Genomic DNA, 19,435 nt, shown 5'->3' with positions numbered 1-19,435 from the left:
GGGAACTGCGGCAACATGGATGGAAACCGGTTCCCGAGCGGAGGCTAGCAGCGGGAGGAAGCGACCGGCAGCGTTATCCGGCCGCCAGCGTTCCCGCGATCGAGGTGATCGCCCCCGGCCCCACCCGGCAGCACCCGCCGATCAGCCGGGCGCCGGACGCCCGCCAGCCCCGGACCTCCTCGGGGGCGAAGCTGGAGCTGCCCGTCCAGGCACGGGCCTCGGCGTCCCAGGTCTCGCCGCTGTTGGGGTAGACCACGACCGGCTTGCCGGTGACCCGGGCGGCGATCTCGATCGCGCGGTCCACGTCCTCGGGGACACAGCAGTTCACCCCGACCGCGACGACCTCGTCCACGTCGGCGGCGAGCGCGAACGCCTCCTCCAGGGGCTGCCCGGCCCGGGTGCGGTCCCCGGCGACGGAGTACGACAGCCAGGCCGGCACGCCCAGCCCGCGCACCGCCCGCATCAGTGCCTCGGCCTCGTCGGCGTCCGGGACGGTCTCCAGCGCCAGGGCGTCGGGACCGGCGGCGGCCAGCACCTCCACGCGCGGCCGGTGGAAGGCCTCCAGCTCGGCCACGCTCAGCCCGTACCGGCCGCGGTACTCGGAGCCGTCGGCGAGCATCGCGCCGTACGGTCCGACCGAGGCGGCGGCGTACAGCGGGCGCGTCACGCCCTTCGCACGAGCCCGCCCGGCCGCCTCCTGGGCCAACTCCACGCTCCGGCCGAGGAGTTCGGCGGCCCTCTCGCGGCCGATCCCGCGCTTGGCGAAGCCCTCGAAGGTGGCCTGGTAACTGGAGGTGATCGCGACGTCCGCGCCCGCCAGGTAGTAGGCGAGGTGTGCTTCGGTGATCGCCTCGGGCCGTTCCGCGAGCAGCCGTGCCGACCACAGCTCGTCGCTCAGGTCGTGTCCGGCCGATTCGAGCTGGTTGGACATCCCGCCGTCGAGGACGACGGTCCCGGCGGCCAGGGCTTCGGCGAGAGTGAGGGTGCTGGTCATGGAATCGACGGTAGTCGAGACGGGGCGGAGGTCCCCAGCCGATTGTGTCCACTTCATGAACAGGTCGCCCAGCATGTGGACCGCCGGGATACGATCACGCACCTCCCCGCCCCTCCTCCGTCCCGCGAGAGTGCCATGACCGTCCCCAGCACCACAGACGCCACCGAGCCCGAGCCCGGGACGGAACCGGCCCCCCGCCGCCGCACGTTCGGCCTGGCCGCCGCCACCGCCCTCGTCATGGGCAACATCATCGGCGGCGGCATCTTCGCGCTGCCCGCCACCGTCGCCCCGTACGGCGGTGTGAGCCTGCTCGCCTTCGTCGTCCTGTCGGTCGGCGCGGTCCTGCTCGCCCTGCTCTTCGGCAAGCTGGCCCGCCGCAGCCCTGTCACCGGCGGCCTCTATGTCTACCCGCGCGACGCCTTCGGCCCCTTCGCGGGCTTCCTGTCGGCCTGGTCGTACTGGACGATGTGCTGGGTCAGCATCGCCGCGCTCGCGGTCGCGGTCGTCGGCTACGTCGACGTCCTGATCCCGCTGCACGGCGACCACACCCTCGAAGCGCTCGTCGCGCTCGCCGCGCTGTGGCTGCCGGCCGCCGCGAACTTCGCCGGGACGCGGTGGGTCGGGACGGTCCAGGTCGTCTCCACGGTCCTGAAGTTCGTACCGCTGCTGCTGGTCGCCACCATCGGCCTGTTCTTCATCGACACCGACAACTACGGCCCGTTCAACGCCACCGGCGACAGCGTCCCGGGTGCCCTCGCCGCCTCCGCCGCCCTGCTCCTCTACAGCTTCCTCGGTGTGGAGTCCGCCGCCGTCAGCGCGGGCGAGGTCCGCGACCCCGAGCGCAACGTCGGCCGCGCGAGCGTGCTGGGCACACTGGCCTCCGCGCTCGTCTACATCCTCGGCATCGTCGCCGTCTTCGGCCTCGTCCCGCACGCCGAGCTGGTCGAATCCGGCGCCCCCTTCGCCGACGCGGTCAACGCCATGACCGGCGGCACCTGGGGCGGCACCGCCATCGCCCTGGTCGCCGTCGCGTCCATCACCGGCTGCCTCAACGGCTGGATCCTGATGGCCGCGCAGATGCCCTACGCCGCCGCCCGCGACGGCCTCTTCCCGGCCCCCTTCGCCAAGGTCGGCAAGGGCGGTGTCCCCGGCTTCGGCGTCTGGGCCGTCGCCGTCCTCGGCACGCTCCTCATCGCCCTCAACTACACGGCCGGCCCCGACACCACGTTCCGCGTCCTGGTCCTCATCACCACCTTCACCGGCTGCGTCCCCTACCTGCTCTCGGCCGCCGCCCAGCTGTACTGGCTGGCCCAGGGCAGCCGCGCCCGCATCCGCCCGGCGGGCCTGATCCGCGACCTCCTCGTCGCCGCCCTCTCCTTCGCCTTCTCCTTCTGGCTGATCGCGGGCGCGGGATACGCGGCGGTGTACCAGGGCGTGCTGTTCCTGTTCGCGGGGATTCCGGTGTACGTGTGGCTGCGGGGCAGGCAGGAGCCGGCGGAGACCGCGGCCTGACCTGCGCCGGGCCCCCTGCGAATTGTCATGGACGGGACGCCCGGGCTCGGCGTACCTTTCCCTGGCACCGCACTTCCGCGGGCCGTTCTCCGAATGTCTCGCCCGTGGGGGGCCACCGTCATGTCCGCATCCAGTGAGCTGCGCCCGAGACCCTTGCTGCCCGGCGGGGTACCGCGCTTCTCACGCCTCCTCCTGGCCGCCGTCACGGCGTCGCTCGCGGTCGTCGTCCTCACCGATCTGTTCGCCGTGTTCGCGGGATTCAGGATCCACCGACTGATCGACGGGAACCACGGCTTCGTCATGGCTTCCCAGCAGGAGTTGGACGCCGCGTACTCGCTGTACGAAAGGGCCGGGAACCTCCAGGTCATCACATTCGTGCCCTGCGCAGTGCTCTTCGTCGTCTGGTTCTTCGGGGCGCGCCGCAACGCCGGGCCGCTGGGGCCCGACCGGTTCCGCAACGGGCCCGGCTGGGCCATCGGAGCCTGGCTCATCCCGCTGGTCAACCTCTGGATGCCGTACCGCGTCGCCATCGACATCTGGGGGGCGAGCGCCCAACTGCCCGCCGACGGCGAGCCGTACCGGATGCCGATCTGGCCCGTGAACCTGTGGTGGGGCCTGTTCGTCTCCAGCACCCTGCTCGGCCGGTACGCCGGGTCACGCTACGACGACGCCGACACGCTCGCCGAGGTCCGGGACGCCGTCGTGCAGTACATGATGACCGACGTCCTGGACATCGCCGCCGCCGTGGCCGCCGTGTACTTCGCCGTCCGGCTGACGTCCATGCAGCGCCTGAAGGCAGCCGAGGGCCCGTACCGCACGGTGGTCCCGGAACCACCGGCCCGGTGACCCCGTTCCCGCGCCCGGCCGTACGCACTACTGGGTCACCATCCGGTTCCCCAGTCACCGAAAAGTGCGTTCTTCCATGTCAGAGCACACTCTCCTACGGTTTCTGAGTAACCGAAAGAGACAGCTCGGACAAGGAGACGGACAGCATGGCCATCACCCTCAAGAACCCCGACGGACTGCCGAAGACCGACGTCTACCGGCAGGTGGCCATCGCCTCCGGTTCGAAGCTGGTCTTCATCGCCGGGCAGGTCGCCTGGGACGCGGACGGCGTCACGGTCGGCGTGGGCGACCTCGCCGCCCAGGTGGAGCAGAGCTACCTCAACATCGCCACCGCGCTGGCCGAGGCCGGCGGTTCCTTCGGTGACGTGGCGAAACTGACCTTCTACGTCGTCGACTGGACGCCCGACAGGATGCCCGCGCTCCTGGAGGGAGTCTCCCGGGCGTCCGCGAAGCTGGGGATCACTCCGGTGCCGCCCGCCACGCTGATCGGTGTCGCGGCGCTGGACATCCCCGAGCATCTGGTCGAGATCGAAGCCACGGCGGTCCTCGACTGAGCGGGCGCCCGGAGCTGGGGGCCGGTGCCTCCTCGCGGTACCGGCCGCGGCTCACCCCCGGGCGGAGTGGCGCCCACCCCCGCGTCGCCCTGCCCTCCGCCGCAGCGACGCAGGCAGCACCAGCCCGAGCAGGAGCCCCACGGCCAGCACGTACGGCCACCAACCGAGCCCACCGCCCGCCGTGTTCGCGCCGCGCGTCTCCGCGGCGACATCCCCGGACGGCGTCCCATCGCGCTCGGAGGGCGACGGGCTCGCGGTGATGGCACTCAGCACGACGTCGTTCCCGTCCCCGCCCCGGTAACTGATCCGGTAGGTCGTGTCGGCGAGCTTGAGCCGTGTGCCCTCCTTCAGGCCGTCGAACGACCCGACGACCTCCCTGTGCCCGGAGTGCTCCAGCACCGTGATCTCCCGCGCGGGGTCCGTACCCGCGGCCGACAGGTCGAGCTCCCCGGCCAGCCGTACCGCACCCGTCACCTTCAACGGGGCGTCGCCCAGGACCAGTTGGCCCTCGGCCCGCTGCGTGTAGTCCCCGGAGACCGTCGGACCACCGGTGACGACCCCTTCGTTCGTCACCGCCCCCACCACCGTGCCCCGGCCGGACAGCGCGGTCGACACCCGCAGTCCCGCCGCCCCGGCGTCGAGCCGCGCCCCGGCGGACGTGAGCCGGATCGCCTTGCTGTGGGCGAGCGTCGCCCCCGAGGACAGGGCGAGGGTGCCCCGCGTGACCGTCGTCGTCCCGGTGTACGTCACGGCCGTGCCCGTCAGTGTCGTGGTCGCCGCACCGGACTGCACGAGTGACCCGCTGCCGCTGATCCGGGACAGGGACAGGGGCTTGGCCGCGTTGTTCAGGACCAGCGTGCCGTCGTTGACGACCTTGTAGAGGCCGCCCCGCGTGTAGAGCCCGCCGTCGCCGCCGGGCCTGCCGAGGCCGAGCCGCAGCACGGCGCCCTTCTCGACGGTCGTCGCGCCGTCGTAGTACTGGACGGCGGCGAAGGTGACGTCGTTGCCCCGCGTCCCGGCGATGACGACATCCCCCGCGCCGGGCGCGGACAGCGTGTCGTGGAAGCGCCCGCCGCCGATGGGGGCGCCCAGCGTCACCGGGCCGTTGTAGTCGAAGGTCAGCCGGGAACGGGAGCGGGCCGCGAGGAGGTTGATGTAGACCGTCTCGGCGGTACCCGGCATGAAGATCCTGTCCGTCGTCCCGTCGCCCCACTGGACGTCCGCGCCCTTGATGTTGGTGCCGCGCTTGTTGACGTTCTTGCGGGCGGGCGTCCAGTTCAGGGCGGGGTCGCTGAGCGAGGGGTCGCGGTCGCCGCCCCGGTCCGACCAGCTGTACTGGCCCGTGAGGATCACCTTGCCGCCGGGCCTGGACTGGACGTTGATGTCGCTGCCGTACTCGCGCTGGTAGAAGTCCATCCCCATCGTGACGGTCTGCCCGAGCGGGGTGTCCACGGTGAAGGTGCCCTGGTTGAGGATCTTGCGCACCCGGGGCAGCGAGGTTGCGTACTCCGGGCGTCCGGCGTTGACCTGCGTGCCGTTGTCGATCACACCGGAGAAGGAGTTCGTGCCCGACAGGTCCCAGGTGCCCCACAGGAACCTGGGCTGGCTGATCAGCCCGGAGCCGCTGACGTGGCCGAGGTTGTAGGCGCTCCTCAGGGCGAGCCGCAGGGTGCCGTCGACCCGGATGTTGTCCTGGTTGAGCCGGAAGGCCGGGGTGCCGTACGGGAAGTGGCCGATCAGGCCGGCCGTGCCGCCGTCGCCGTACTGGAGGGTGGCGCCGCGCTCCACGGTGACCGCGGGCGGGTCCGGGTCGGTCGTCGTGACGTACGGGTGGTTGCCGCCCCGCACGGACACCCGCTGCCGGGACCGGGGGAGGGTGAAGTCGCTGTCCTTGGTCAGGACGAGCGTCCCGGTGCCGCGCACGGTGAGGGTGCCCTCGCCGCGGAACACCCCGTCGTAGGTCGTCGTCCCCGCAGGGACGGTCACCACGGTGTCACCGGTGAGCGTGACGTCCCGGTCGGCCAGGACGTCGGCGGTGACGTCCCGGGGGCCGGCGGCCACCGCCTGGGGAGCGATGGCCATCGAGGCGGTCACCATCACGGCGATGACCGCTGCTGTCCTGTGGGTATGGCTGCGCACGTATCGGAGACGGGCCGGAGGGGCCGCCGATAACAAAAACTGAGGCCTGGGTTCCGCTCAGTCCGCGGGCCGACAGAAAGCGCATGCAGAAAGCGCCTTCTCTTGTCGCGTCCAACCCGTTGACCTCCCCGTTCCCCAGCCTTACCTTTCGGCTGTTCGCAATCACAACAGATGTTCTCAATATCGAACATCACTCTCAGGACACCCCACCTCCGAGAGGCACTCCGCATGAGCCGCACCGACGACGACCGACCCGAAACCCCGGACGACCCGCAGGTGACAACGGGACCCGGCCGCAGACTGATGCTGAAGGGTGCCCTGGCCGCGGGCGCCCTCGCCGCCGCGCCGGGTGTCGCCCACGCCGTCCCGGACCGGAAGGCAGCCCCCTTCGTGAACCCGCTCGTCCGCAACCGGGCCGACCCGCACATCCACCGTCACGCCGACGGCTTCTACTACTTCACGGCCACCGCCCCCGAGTACGACCGGATCATCCTGCGCCGCTCCCGCACCCTCAACGGCCTCGCGACCGCCGCCGAGTCCGTGATCTGGCGCAAGCACGCCACCGGGAACATGGGCGCGCACATCTGGGCGCCGGAGATCCACCGGATCGGCGGCAAGTGGTACATCTACTTCGCCGCGGCGCCCGCCGAGAGCGTGTGGGACATCCGCATCTGGGTCCTGGAGAACGCGAGCCGCGATCCCTTCAAGGGCACCTGGACCGAGCGCGGCCGGCTCAAGACCGCGTGGGAGACCTTCTCCCTCGACGCCACCACCTTCACCCACCGGGGCTCCCGCTACCTCGCCTGGGCCCAGCACGAACCCGGCATGGACAACAACACCGGCATCTTCCTGTCGAGGATGGCGAACCCGTGGACCCTGACGGGTCCTCAGATACGCCTGTCCACCCCGGAGTACGACTGGGAGCGCATCGGCTTCAAGGTCAACGAGGGCCCGTCGGTCATCGCCCGCAACGGCCGGCTGTTCATGTCCTACTCGGCCAGTGCCACCGACTTCAACTACTGCATGGGCCTGCTGACCGTCGACGCGGACGCCGACCTGATGAACCCGGCGAGCTGGTCCAAGTCGCCGACCCCGGTGTTCACCAGCAACGACACCACCAAGCAGTACGGCCCCGGCCACAACTGCTTCACCGTCGCCGAGGACGGCTGCAGTGACGTCCTCGTCTACCACGCCCGCCAGTACAAGGAGATCGTCGGCGACCCGCTGAACGACCCCAACCGCCACACCCGCGTCCAGAAGCTCGGCTGGAACGCGGACGGCACCCCGGACTTCGGCATCCCGGTGGCCGACACGGCCACCGCCACCACCACCGTCAAGGAGAGTGCGTGATGAGACGTGCCCACGCCGCTCTGCTCGCCCTCTGCCTGGCGCTGCTCGGCGCCCTGGCCACCGCGGGTCCCGCCCAGGCCGCCCCGCAGACGATCGTCAACGGCACCCAGTTCACCGACACTTCGGGCAACCCCGTGCACGCCCACGGCGGTGGGGTCCTCAAGGTCGGGAACTACTACTACTGGTTCGGCGAGAACCGCAACGCCGACAACACCTTCCGGTACGTGGACGCCTACCGCTCCACGGACCTGAAGAACTGGGAGTTCAGGAACCACGTCCTGACCGAGGCCACCGACCCGGAGCTCGCGACCGCCAACATCGAGCGGCCCAAGGTCATGTACAACGCCTCCACCGGCAAGTTCGTGATGTGGATGCACAAGGAGAACGGCGTCGACTACAGCGAGGCCCGCGCGGCCGTCGCCGTCTCCGACACCGTGGACGGCAACTACACCTGGCGGGGCAGCTTCCGGCCGCTCGGCCAGCACATGTCCCGTGACATCACGGTCTTCGTGGACACCGACGGCGCCGGCTACATGGTCTCCGCCGCCCGCGAGAACTACGACCTCCAGATCTACCGGCTCACCGCCGACTACACCGGCATCGCGAGCCTGGTCGCCGACCCCTGGCACGGCGGCCACCGCGAGGCACCCGCCCTCTTCAAGCGCAACGGCGTCTATTTCATGCTCACTTCGGGCGCCACCGGCTGGAGCCCCAACCAGCAGCAGTACGCCACGGCCACCAACATCGCCGGTCCCTGGACGGCGATGGCCAACGTCGGCGACTCCACGACGTACGGCTCGCAGACCGCGTTCGTCCTTCCCGTGCAGGGCGGTTCGGGCACCTCCTACCTCTACCTGGGCGACCGCTGGGGCAACTCCTTCGGCGGGACCGTCAACGACTCGCGGTACGTGTGGCTGCCGTTGAGCTTCCCGAGCTCCACCTCGATGTCCATGGCGTGGGCCCCGGAGGTCACCATCGACACGGCCGCCGGGACCATCAGCGGCACGAGCGCCACGTACAACACGCTGATCGCCCGGCATTCCGCCAGGTGCGCCGACGTCACGAGCCAGTCGCTGTGGGCGGGCGCCCAGATCAAGCAGTACGACTGCAACGGCGGCGGCAACCAGAAGTACTGGTTCAAGTCGGTGGGCAGCGGCTACTACCAGCTGATGGTCAGGAACAGCTCCCTGTGCGTGCAGGAGAACGCGAGCACGGTCACCCAGGAGAACTGCAACGCCTCCTCGACCGCCCAGCAGTGGTCGCTGACCACCACCGGCTCCTACGTGAACATCAAGTCCCGCGCGACCGGTGAGTGCCTGGACGTGAACGGCGCGTCCACCGCCAACGCCGCCGCGATCATCACGTACACGTGCAACGGGGCGACGAACCAGCAGTGGACGCGCGGAACCTGACGGCTGATCAGGCGAGCAGGTCGATCGCGTCGATCGACGTGCCCGCGCTGAGATAGCCGGCGGCCCCCGAACCGCTCACCACGTCGATCTTCAGCACGTTGTACTGGCCGGTGTCCGTGAGCCAGGCGCTGGCCGGGACGTTGTAGGTGAACGTGTGGTTGTTGCCCCGGTAGGACCCGTTGGTCAGGGACCGGGTGCTCGGCTGGGTGGGCGGGGAGGGGATCGGCGAGGCCCAGGAGTTGACGGTGACCTGCGGTCGGCCGTTGGCGTAGGCCGTCGTCACGCCGATGCGCAGGGTGTGCGCGGCGGCGGCCTGGGCGGCGGTCAGCTTGAAGTACACGAGCAGACCGCTGTTGACGTCCTTCCACAGGTAGCAGGGGAAGGCCGAGGTCTCGCTGCCGCTGCCGATCACCACGTTGCCGGTCCACGCGGCGGCCCGCACGTCCGACGGGTGGGCGTACGTCATCAGGTCGGCGTTCTTGAAGCCGGCCGGGGTGCCCGTCCAGTCGTTGATCCGCCAGATCGTGCCCGCGTTGGACGGGTCGTTCGTGGACGGGATCGCGATCGAGTTCAGGGTCGTGGTGCCACCGGCGGTGACCGTCACGGAGGTGGTGTAGACGGCGAGTTCGCTCTTGAAGACCGTCAGCGTGTACGTCCCCGGCAGGACGCCGGGGATGGAGAAGTAGCCGTCCGAGGAACGGGTCGAACCCCAGTACTGCGCCGCCGAGTTGGCGAGGCCGACGGTGTAGGGGTGGGCGGTGTTCCGGCCGGTGATGCCGACGCCCGCGACCCGGCCCCGGCCGCCCGCGCCGACGTAACCGGCGATGCCGAGCGAGTCCGCCCAGGAGGTGGTCAGTGTGCCGGGGAACAGCGACGAGGAGGGGGCGCCGCCGTCCGTGAAGGCGATGACGTACGGGCCCTGGAGGCCGAAGCGCTCGTTCTCGGTCTGGTTCTGGGCGTAGTGCAGGATCTCGTACAGGCCGCCGCCGTCGGCGCTCTGGTGGCGCAGCAGCGAGCGGTAGAAGGGGCCGCCCGCGGCCTTCTCGTGGTTGGAGCGGACGATCCACAGGCCGACGCCGTTCGCGCTCCAGCCGATGTAGTTGTAGTCCATCACCCGCAGCTTGGAGTAGTGCTTGGAGCGGGTCTGGCCGTCGGACTTCGCGAACACGTCCGAGGCCTCGATGGTGGAGTTCGTGTACGTGTAGGAGTCGGGCTCGTCGTTGAGGAACAGGCCCTTCTTCACGCGCACGATGTACCGGCTCGACGCGACGGAGGTGTCGGCCCGGTTGGTCCACAGGTAGATGTTGTTCTCGCCGCTGCGGGCCGCGTAGTAGTGCCTGAGCGTGCCGTGCGTGACCGAGATCAGGATGGTCGTACCGGACTGCCGGATGCTCACGGTGGAGGCGCCGAGGCCGGACTCGACGTGCGAGTTCATGCCGCCGTAGCCCTGGTACTCGGTGCCCTTGTAGACCAGCGAGGTCAGGTCGCCGTTGGACTTGTTGACCTTGAACACCAGGCTGGCGCCGGTGTCGACGACGTAGTTCGTGCCGTCGTCGCTGTAGCCGAAGGCCGCCGCGGAGGCGGTCTGGGCGAGCGGCCCGGCGAGGGCGGCCGATCCTGCGGCGGCCGCCGTGCCGAGGACGAAGGTGCGGCGACGGACCGGTCTGTTCGAGGGGGTTCCGGACATGGGGGTGCCCTCCTTCGAGGGGGTGTGGGGGTGACGCGGGTGATTGGAGAGTGACAGTTGAATCGATTTCGCGAAAGGGCTTTCGTTCCCTCGAAGTTGGCAATCTTGTGAAATCGGTCCGAGGTCTAGAAAGCGCTTGCCGGGAGCGGTACGGTCCAGCCCGCAGAGCTTGTCGCCCCCTCGCGGGACTGACGGAGGAGCCGTATGAGACGTTTCAACCTCGCCGTTCTGGCGGCGCTGACCCTCGGTGCCGGACTGACCGCCACACCCGCCCAGGCGCACGGCGGCCACCGCCCCCTGGGACCCGAGAACTGCACCGCCACCGCCTGCCACTTCGACGTCGCGCCCGGCACCTACGACGTCCAGGTGCTCCTCGGCGGCGCCACGGCGTCCAGCACGAGCGTCACGGGCGAGACCCGGCGCGCCCTGCTGCCCGAGACGGCGGTGCCCGCAGGCGAGCGCGTCGCCCGCAGCTTCACCGTGAACGTCCGCACCCCCGAGGGCGAGCCCACCGGCCCCGCCGGCACCGCAGGGCTGGACCTCGCGCTCGGCGGCACCGCCCCGGCCCTCGCCGACATCCGCGTCACCCCCGCCCTCCCCCACGCTCGAACAACCTCGCGCGGGGGGACCCCCATCGCCCGCCAGATCTTCCTGGTCGGCGACTCCACGGTCTGCGACCAGCCCGGCGACCCGTACGCCGGCTGGGGCCAGCAGCTGCCGCAGTACCTGCGCAAGGGCGTCTCCGTCGCCAACTACGCCGATTCCGGCGAGAGTACGGTGACGTACCTGGGGAACCCGCAGCTGTGGGCCACCGTCCAGCCGCTGATCCGCCGCGGCGACCTGGTCCTGGTCCAGCTCGCCCACAACGACAAGACCACCGACGAGGCCACCTACCGCGCCAACCTGGAGACCCTGGTGGCGGGCGTACGGGAGAAAGGCGGACAGCCCGTCCTCGTCACCCCGATCGTGCGACGCTGGTTCAACACCGACGGAACGCTGAACAACGGCACCGCGCTTCTGGTCAACGGCCTCGGAGTGAACCATCCTGAGGTCGTGCGCGAGGTCGCCGCCGCCGAGGACGTGCCTCTGATCGACCTCACCGCGAAGACGAAGGCCGTCGTGGAGTCCCTCGGTGTGGAGGGTTCCAAGGCGCTCTACCTGTACAACGAGAAACGGGACAACACCCACACCTCCGTCCACGGCGCCACGGTCTACGCCGGCCTGGTCCGCGACGAACTCGTCGCCCAGCACCTGGTGCCCGAGGGCCGGGTGCGGGTGGGATAGACGCCTGGGGCGCTCCGACCGGAACCGGGGCGCCCCAGGTTCTCGTTGTTCCCGTTGTTCCCGCTGTTCCCGCTGTTCCCGCTGTCCCCGCTGTCCCCGCTGTCCCCCCAGCTCCGGCTGTCCCGAGCGCTCCCGGCGCGCATCCCGGCACGAAAGAGACCCATGCGGTTCCCCATGCAGCTCCCCATGCAGCTTCCTCCCGAGGACCCCCGCCGCAGCCCGCGCACCGGCTACACCCGCGCCCACTGGGAGACGGCCGCCGACACCCTCCTCGCCGCCGTGGAGCCGTACGCCACCGAGGACCGCGCCCTCTACCACTTCCCCGGGGACCGCGAGAGCTGGTCGGGACGGCTCTCCGACGGCCTGGAGGGCTACGCCCGCACACTCCTGCTGGCGGCCTTCCGCCGAGACGAGACCGCCCTCGGACGCTACGCCGACGGCCTGGCCGCCGGAGTGTCGGGAGTCTGGCCCCGCATCGAGGACCGCGGCCAACCCCTGGTCGAGGCCGCCTCCATCGCCCTCGCCCTGCGCCTGACCCGCCCCCTGCTCTGGGACCGCCTCGACGACGGCGTACGGCAGCGGGCGGCGGCCTGGCTCGGCGACGCGCTGCACGCGGAGGCCTGGCCCTGCAACTGGGAGCTGTTCCCCGTCACCGTCGGCGGCTTCCTCGCCGAGATCGGCCACGAACCCGAGGCGTCCGCCAAGGCGATCGACCGGGGGCTGGAACGCATCGAGCGGTGGTACCTCGGCGACGGCTGGTACACCGACGGCGACGGCCGCAAGTTCGACTACTACAACGGCTGGGCGATGCACCTCTACCCGGTGCTGCACGCCTGGCTCGCCGACGACACCCGTCTGCTCGACCTCTACGGCGGACGCCTCGCGCGCCATCTCACGGACTACGCCCGCCTGTTCGGCGCCGACGGCGCCCCCCTGCACCAGGGCCGCTCCCTCACCTACCGCTTCGCGACCACGGCCCCCCTGTGGCTCGGCGCCCTCACCGGCCGCACGCCACTGTCCCCCGGCGAGACCCGCCGACTGGCCTCCGGCGCCCTGAAGTACTTCCTCGACCGGGGCGCCGTCGACGACCGGGGCCTGCTCACCCTCGGCTGGCACGGCCCCGACTCCCGCGTCCTGCAAGGCTATTCGGGCCCCGCCTCCCCCTACTGGGCCGGCAAGGGCTTCCTCGGCCTCCTCCTGCCGCCGGACCACCCCGTGTGGACAGCACCGGAGGAACCCGGCCCGGCCGAACGCACGGACGCGGTGACCCCGCTCACCGCCCCCAACTGGCTCCTCCAGTCCACCCGTTCCGACGGCCTGGTCCGCCTCCACAACCACGGCAGCGAGGACGTCCGCTACGACCCGTACTACACACGGCTCGCCTACTCGACGGTGACGGCGCCCTCGTCGTCGTACGACAACAGTGTGGTCGTGGGCGGGGATGCGAGCCGGACGGAGATCGAACCGCTCGGGGTGGGGGACGGCTGGGCGGCCTCGCGGCACACGGCCGGCGCTGGGGCGCGGGTGACCAGTGTGGTGATGGCGCGCGGGGCCGTGGAGGTGAGGATCCATCGCGTCGCGGGCGCGGAGCCCGGCACGGAGGTGCGGGTCACCGGATGGGCGGCACGGGACGGCGTGCGGGCGGAGCTCGTGCCCGTCGTCGGCCTGGACGACGACCTGTGCGGACGCACCGCTCCGGACGGCTCGCTCTTCGTCGCGTTGTCCCGGCTGACGGCGGAGCCGGACCCCGCCCCGCTGGGCGGGACGGTGAGGGTGGAAACCGGCGACGAAGGCGAGCTGAGGGTCCGTTGGAGCGACGGGCCCGTACTGCGGGTCCGGCTGGACGACTCCGGGGCGCGGGTCACCTGAGGGCACTACGGCTTCAGCCGCGCGATCCTCAGCGTCGCCGACGTCGGTGACGCGCCCGTGAGCGTGCTCGCGTACGACGGAGTCACCGGGACGTACGCCCAGGTCAGCGTCCCGTCCTTCTGGACGGCTATGTCACCGGTCAGCCGCGCGGCGACCACCTTGTCCGGGCTCTGGAACTTGCCGTTCCAGTCGATGAGCCGGAGGTGGGTGCCGGTGAAGGTGCCGGTGCAGGTGCCGCTCGTGCACTTGGCGTTCTTCAGGGACTCCCAGGACAGCAGGAGGCGGTCCTTGCCGTACGGGGCGAGGCGGACGTTGACGTGTTCGGTGGCCTTGGCGTTGGTGAGGTAGATGGCCTTGCCGGGGGCGGAGGTGCGGTTTTTCAGGAAGGCCACCGCCACCTGGTGCGTGGCCGTCTTCGGCTTCACCGTCCAGCCGCGCCCGCTGGAGTCGTCCGGGTTCTTGGCGGCGGAGGCGGCGCCCCGGGAGGCGAAGGCGGTGGCGTAGCGGCCGGTGGAGGACTTCACCAGGTCGCCGGTACGGCTCGCGAAGGTGCCGCCGCAGTAGCCGGCCCAGCACTGCTCGCGCTGCACGACCGGCGCGTTGTCCGGGGCGCCGATGCCGGTCGAGACGAACAGGCCCGAGCGCCAGTCGTCGAAGCAGAGGGAGGTGAAGGCGCCGGTCTTCTCGGCGTGCAGGGCGATACCCTCGTTGTGGCTGCACCCCCAGCCCCAGCCGCCGCCGAGCTTGGCGCCCTTGGCACTGACGTACGCCAGCTTGTCGCCGAAGTGGCCGTCGGCGAAGCCGCCGGCGCCGTGCACGACGAAGTACGCGCCGTACTTGGTGCCGTTCCAGGTGAGCTGGCCGTCGAGCAGCGGGGCCGTGTCGTGGGAGGCGGTGCTGGTGAGCTTGGTGCTCCAGGTCTTCTTCGCGCCCGTGTAGCGGACGATCGCCGCCGCCGTCTCCTTCCACTTGTTGGTGTCGGCGATCCGGGTGAGCAGCGCGAAGCCGTCGTCGTGCGCGACCAGGCCGCCGACCTCCTTGGCCCCCTTCACGACGGTGTCCGCGCCGGAGCGCTTCCCGGCGGCCGTCAGCGGCGTGACGTGGACGCCGTCCGAGGCGGGCCACGCCACGCGCAGGGTGCCGTTCGGGGCCACCGAGGTGGCCGTCCGGGTCCACTCGCGGGTGTTGTTGTAACCGGCGGACAGATACGGGAACTTGGCCGGCAGGCTCACCGCCGTGGACGTGACCGCGAGGTTCGGTGCGGCGGGCGTCGCGGCGCCCGCGGTGGCGTACCAGGCGCCGACGAGGGCACCGGTCGCGGCGAGCCCCGCGACGAGCGGTCTGCGGGCCGCGCGGATCCGGCGGTGCCGGGCGGGGGAGGCCGTGGCGCCGGCCGGAGTGGGGTGTGGTGCGTGTGTCATGTCCCCTGGTCGCCGCCCGGGCGGCGGAGGTTGCCGATCCGCGGGGCGGGGTGATCCATGCCGCGAGGAACCGGGAACAAGCCGGGATGGCCGGGAACAGCCGTGCTACTCTCCCGCCCGACGGGCAGTTGATCTTCCTGGCGCGCAACGACAGGGCGTGGCGGGCGAGTTGCCCGGTGGACGGGCAGGGCGGCGCATCGGGGGAGCGCGGATGACGGAGTCGACGACCGAGCGGCGGGTGAAGCTCGCCGGGCTGCACGAGCGCATCAAGTCGGCGGACAGCAAGAACGACCTCATCGACGCGATCGACGACGCCCTCGCGGTGTCCGCGCCGGAGGGCGACGTGCCCACCCTCGAATCGCTCGCCAGGCGCTACCGCGAGCAGGTGGACGACGCCGACCGGCTGCGCGAGCGCATCGACAAGGTGGCGACCCGGCAGCTGCCCGAGGTGTGGGTGGGCACCACCAGCGAGACGGCGAGCGCCGTGGTGTCGGCCGCCTCGCGCGCGGCGGACCAGGTGACGGAGGCCTTCCGGGGCGGCGCCAAGGCGCTGCTGCGGCTGGCCGACGCGCTCGAACCCGCGCAGAAACTCGACGCCAAGGGCCGCGGTGCGCTGCGCGAGGCACGCGGCATGCTCGGCGGCCACGACGGCTGGTTCGACGACATCCACGAGGACGACGGCGAGGAGGCGGCCCGGCTGAAGGCACGCTCCCTGGCCACGCAGGGCGTGGCGGACCTGAAGACCGCGGCGGAGAACGCGGACGACGCGGCACGCGAGGCCGCCCGCGATCTGAACAAGTACGCGGCCGAGGCACGGGCCGGGCAGATGGACACCGACGAGCTGACCGCCACGGACCGCCTGATGCTGGCCGACACCGCCAACCCCACCGGCGACCGCGAGCTGAACGAGATCCTCACCGCCAACGACCTGGAGCGGGCCGGACAGCGCATGGAGGGACTGCCGGCCGCCGACCAGGAGCGCATGCGGCGGCTGCTGGCGGACGCGTCGACGCCGCAGGAGAAGGCGTACCTGATGAAGGCGCTGGCCGCCGGCTACTCCGTCGACGAGGCCGAGGAGTTCGGCGGCAAGATCCACGGCAAGGACCCGAACTGGCTCCAGAGCCACCTGACGCCCATCACCACCACCAACGACCCGAAGGACACCGACAAGGAGTCCCAGTGGTACGGGGAGAAGCTGTGGGACCAGGACGGCGAGACCTGCGTGCCGTCCTCCACCGTCACCGCCCGTGCCCTCGTGGACCCCGTCTACGCCCTCGAACTCACCGGCGGCCCCGACGGCACGGACGACTCCGACGAGGCGTTCCGCGAGCGGCTCACCGCCGAGCAGCTGCGGATGCACGAGGAGGGCGACGGCTCCAACTCGGGCTGGCTGTGGGACCGCAAGCCCGCCGGTATGGATCCCGAGGGCCAGACCGAGATCTCCGACAAGGAGCTCAGCCCGCACACCGGGGACCGCTACGAGGCGCACGACATGGACAGCGCCGACGACCGCCGTGACGTCCTGCCCGACATCGAGAAGTCCGTCGCCGAGGGCAAGCCCGTGCCCATCAACATCGAGCGGACCGACGAGGACGGCAACTGGAAGGGCCACAGCATGATGGTCATCGGCCAGGAGGACGGCATGCTCCAGATCTACAACCCCTGGGGCACCACCACCTGGGTCAGCGAGGAGGACTTCATCAACGGCGACCTCAGCTCCGCCACCGACGAGCGCTACGCCAAGAAGAACGACGGTGACCTCAACCGCGTGTACATCGAGCAGGACTGACCATGACCCGCATTCTCACGAGCCCGCCCCGCACGCCGGCCGCCGTCCTGCTGACGCTGCTCGTCTCGCTCACCTCGGCCGCCGCCCTGACCGGCTGCGGCTCCTCCGCCTCGGCCGACGGCGAGTACGGCACCGGCGAGCGCACCCTGAAGGTCGAGGCCGGGCAGACGTTCTCCCTGAAGGTCCCCGCCGAGGCCGCCACCGGCGAGAACTGGTACCTCGCCGACCCCCGCCCCGACAAGGACGTCCTCGACTACCGCGGCCGACGCGACGAGGCCGACAGCGACGCCGCCGCCCAGTACTTCGACTTCACCGCCGCGGGCCCCGGCACCACCACCGTGAAGCTCCTCAACTGCCCGAACGCCCAGTGTCACGACGCGAGCGCCTCGGCCTCCCCCTTCCCCAAGCCCACCGACCCGCCCCGCCCGTACGCCACGGCCACCGGCACCGCCAACCCCGACGACTGGCCCGCGTACTTCCTCTACACGGTCACCGTCGACTGACCTCGCCGGGCGGCGCGGCTCCCGGTCGGTCAGTCGCCCTCTCAGTCGCCCCTCTCCTTCAGTCGCCCCTCTCCTTCGTCCGCGGCCACTGTTCGAGGGTGACATGCAGGGCGTCGACCGCCCGGTCCCACGACTGCTGTACGTCACGCGGGGCGCCGAAGCCGCCGCCGGCCTCCAGGGCGCAGTACCCGTGGAAGGCGGCCCGCAACAGACGTACCGCGTCGGTGAGATCGGGTTCGTCCAGGTCGTACGCCCGGAGCATGCCGTAGGTGATCTCGGCGGTACGGCGCAGCGCCGGGGAGTCGGCGACCAGGGACTGGTCGACACGGATCTGGGTGGCGGCATAGCGCCCCGGGTGCGCCAGCGCGTACTCCCGGTAGGCCCCCGCGAACGCCACCAGCGCCTCCTTCCCGGACCGCCCGGCCACGGCCACCGCGATCCGGTCGATCATCTCCGCACCGGCCAGCAACGCCATCCGGCTCCGCAGATCCCGAAGACTCCTGACATGCGAGTACAGACTCGCGTCCTTCACCCCGAAGCGCCGGGCCAGCGCGGACAGCGTGACCCCGTCGAAGCCGACCTCATCGGCGAGATCGGCCGCGGCGGCCACGACTCGCTCCACGGTGAGACCGGCTCTGGGCATGGGACACCTCGGGGTGACTGATCGCTCTTCCTAGGGGCTTTAGGTTAGAGCCTGGGGTGCGGTGGTGTCCCTTCGCCTCAGCCGATCGGCGCGTACACCACCCCCAGCTTGTCGATCTCGGAGCCCGATCGGCCGGTGAAGCCGGTGATCTGCCAGCCCGGTGGGGCGGTGAAGGTCTTGGTGGCCGCGGCGGGGGTGCCGGAGGTCAGGGTGCGGCCCTTGTCGGTGGTGAAGGCGGCGGAGAAGATCCTGGTGTGGCCGTCCTTCTGGGCCTGGGTCAGCCTGACCGAGGTGAGGTGCTCGCCGGGGGCGAGGGTGAGGGAGGTCGCGGTGCCGCCCGTGCCGCCGTGGGTGAGGGTCGTACCGCCGTCGAGGGTGAGGGAGATGGCGTCCAGGCGGGAGCTGCCGCGCAGGGTGAGGGTGCGGGGGGAGGGGGTGGCCGGCAGGTCGTCGGCGTCGTTGAAGGCCGTGCCGTGCGGGCCGCCGAAGAAGTCGCTCGCCTTCAGGGACGGGCTGAGGGTGTAGGAGAAGTCGACCGCGTGCGGGAAGTGGTCGGAGAGGTTGCCGCCCGCGGAGTCGAGGAAGGACGCCCACTCGTTGTTGTAGCGGGTGGCTGACAGCGAGAGCAGCTTGCTGCCGCGGTAGAGGACCTTGTCCACGACCTCGCAGTCGTTCGGGGGCGCCGTCGTCGGGCACACCAGCGCGTCCGCGCCCTGGGTCGGCCGGACACCGCCCTTGGCCAGCTGCACCCACGCGTCGGTCAGTCCGTTGTCGTCGGCGAGGGTGCGGATGTTGTCGCCGCTGCGGGTGTACCGCGTGTTGGTGTCGCCCATGACGATCACCGCGTTGCCGGCGGAGTTGGCCCGGATGAAGTCCGACAGCTGGGTGATGTTGGCGCGGCGGGCGGCCAGCGCGTCGTCCGTGGAGTCGGCGTTGGTGTGCACGTTGTAGAGGTCCACGAAGGCACCCTCGGCCAGCCGCACCCGGGCCAGTGAAAAGCCCTTCGGCGTCAGGCAGTTGGTGCCGGTGCAGGACTTCCACTTCACCCGCTCGAAGTCCTCGAAGGGGAGGTCCGAGAGGGTGTTGAGGCCGTCGCCGAAGGGCACCCCGCCGCTGGTCGCGGTGCGGTACGGGTGGTCGTCCCCGGCGTACAGGGCCGCGTGGTAGTTGAAGTCCTCCTGGACGTTCACGATGTCGTACGCCCCGAGCCGGGGGGAGATCAGCGGGGTGTTCTTCTCCGGACTGCCCGAACTCAGGCCCTCCGGGAGGCCCGCGACGTTGTACGTCAGCACGTTGAAGGTGCCGGTCGTGGCACTCGTGGCGGCCGCCGCGGGCGTCGCGCCGGTGGCGGCGAGGCCGGTGACGGCCAGGGCGGTGGCCGCGAGGGCGCCGAGGATTCGTCTCATGGGGGGTCTCTCCGGTGGGAGGGAAA

General features: G+C 71.0%; 15 protein-coding genes. 9 read left to right on the top strand and 6 right to left on the bottom strand.

The window, feature by feature from the left end; translation table 11 throughout:
• Positions 1–73 precede the first annotated feature (73 nt).
• Positions 74–994, bottom strand: a complete 921-nt coding sequence (gene mmuM, locus K4B79_RS02535) for a homocysteine S-methyltransferase (protein ID WP_232024496.1) — start codon at positions 992–994, stop codon at positions 74–76.
• A 135-nt stretch (positions 995–1,129) separates the two neighbouring features.
• Between mmuM and K4B79_RS02530 the strand changes: the two genes are divergently transcribed.
• From K4B79_RS02530 to K4B79_RS02520, 3 genes are all read left to right on the top strand, one after another.
• Complete coding sequence (locus K4B79_RS02530) at positions 1,130–2,506, top strand: amino acid permease (RefSeq protein ID WP_232024495.1); 1,377 nt, start codon at positions 1,130–1,132, stop codon at positions 2,504–2,506.
• 120 nt (positions 2,507–2,626) lie between these two features.
• Complete coding sequence (locus K4B79_RS02525; protein WP_232024494.1) at positions 2,627–3,352, top strand: DUF4328 domain-containing protein; 726 nt, start codon at positions 2,627–2,629, stop codon at positions 3,350–3,352.
• Positions 3,353–3,498: 146 nt separating this feature from the next.
• On the top strand, positions 3,499–3,906 hold the full coding sequence (locus K4B79_RS02520; RefSeq protein ID WP_232024493.1) for a RidA family protein: 408 nt from the start codon (positions 3,499–3,501) through the stop codon (positions 3,904–3,906).
• A gap of 51 nt (positions 3,907–3,957) precedes the next feature.
• Here K4B79_RS02520 and K4B79_RS02515 read toward each other — a convergent pair whose 3' ends face one another.
• Entirely contained in the window at positions 3,958–5,988 is a 2,031-nt protein-coding gene (locus K4B79_RS02515) for an autotransporter-associated beta strand repeat-containing protein (protein ID WP_232024492.1), read from the bottom strand.
• A 285-nt stretch (positions 5,989–6,273) separates the two neighbouring features.
• Between K4B79_RS02515 and K4B79_RS02510 the strand changes: the two genes are divergently transcribed.
• Together K4B79_RS02510 and K4B79_RS02505 are read left to right on the top strand one after the other, a co-directional pair.
• Positions 6,274–7,395, top strand: a complete 1,122-nt coding sequence (locus tag K4B79_RS02510; RefSeq protein WP_232024491.1) for a glycoside hydrolase family 43 protein — start codon at positions 6,274–6,276, stop codon at positions 7,393–7,395.
• Complete coding sequence (locus K4B79_RS02505) at positions 7,395–8,807, top strand: RICIN domain-containing protein (RefSeq protein ID WP_232024490.1); 1,413 nt, start codon at positions 7,395–7,397, stop codon at positions 8,805–8,807. Before K4B79_RS02510 ends, K4B79_RS02505 begins: the two co-directional genes overlap by 1 nt.
• 7 nt (positions 8,808–8,814) lie before the next feature.
• On the opposite strand, the gene K4B79_RS02500 is transcribed toward K4B79_RS02505, so the two are convergent.
• Complete coding sequence (locus tag K4B79_RS02500) at positions 8,815–10,494, bottom strand: rhamnogalacturonan lyase B N-terminal domain-containing protein (protein WP_232024489.1); 1,680 nt, start codon at positions 10,492–10,494, stop codon at positions 8,815–8,817.
• A 204-nt stretch (positions 10,495–10,698) separates the two neighbouring features.
• Here K4B79_RS02500 and K4B79_RS02495 point away from each other — a divergent pair, with 204 nt between their 5' ends.
• Entirely contained in the window at positions 10,699–11,778 is a 1,080-nt protein-coding gene (locus K4B79_RS02495; RefSeq protein WP_232024488.1) for a rhamnogalacturonan acetylesterase, read from the top strand.
• Positions 11,779–11,964: 186 nt separating this feature from the next.
• Complete coding sequence (locus tag K4B79_RS02490) at positions 11,965–13,647, top strand: DUF2264 domain-containing protein (RefSeq protein ID WP_232024487.1); 1,683 nt, start codon at positions 11,965–11,967, stop codon at positions 13,645–13,647.
• A 5-nt stretch (positions 13,648–13,652) separates the two neighbouring features.
• Here the strand turns inward: K4B79_RS02490 and K4B79_RS02485 are convergent, their stop codons facing one another.
• Complete coding sequence (locus tag K4B79_RS02485) at positions 13,653–15,068, bottom strand: hypothetical protein (protein ID WP_232024486.1); 1,416 nt, start codon at positions 15,066–15,068, stop codon at positions 13,653–13,655.
• A gap of 211 nt (positions 15,069–15,279) precedes the next feature.
• Between K4B79_RS02485 and K4B79_RS02480 the strand changes: the two genes are divergently transcribed.
• Both K4B79_RS02480 and K4B79_RS02475 read left to right on the top strand, forming a co-directional pair.
• Positions 15,280–16,857: a peptidoglycan-binding protein gene (locus K4B79_RS02480; RefSeq protein WP_232024485.1), complete on the top strand. Its 1,578-nt coding sequence runs from the start codon at positions 15,280–15,282 to the stop codon at positions 16,855–16,857.
• Between the two features lie 2 nt (positions 16,858–16,859).
• Complete coding sequence (locus K4B79_RS02475) at positions 16,860–17,360, top strand: protease inhibitor I42 family protein (RefSeq protein WP_232024484.1); 501 nt, start codon at positions 16,860–16,862, stop codon at positions 17,358–17,360.
• Positions 17,361–17,418: 58 nt separating this feature from the next.
• Here K4B79_RS02475 and K4B79_RS02470 read toward each other — a convergent pair whose 3' ends face one another.
• A complete protein-coding gene (locus K4B79_RS02470; protein ID WP_232024483.1) occupies positions 17,419–18,003 on the bottom strand; it encodes a TetR/AcrR family transcriptional regulator in 585 nt (194 codons plus the stop codon).
• Positions 18,004–18,080: 77 nt separating this feature from the next.
• Entirely contained in the window at positions 18,081–19,409 is a 1,329-nt protein-coding gene (locus K4B79_RS02465; protein ID WP_232024482.1) for a jacalin-like lectin, read from the bottom strand.
• Positions 19,410–19,435: the final 26 nt, after the last annotated feature.

Origin of the sequence: Streptomyces lincolnensis, assembly GCF_021173675.1 — a bacterium.
Lineage (GTDB): Bacteria > Actinomycetota > Actinomycetes > Streptomycetales > Streptomycetaceae > Streptomyces > Streptomyces lincolnensis_B.
Note: the sequence above shows the minus strand (reverse complement) of the source record. Positions and strands in the feature narration are given on the sequence as shown.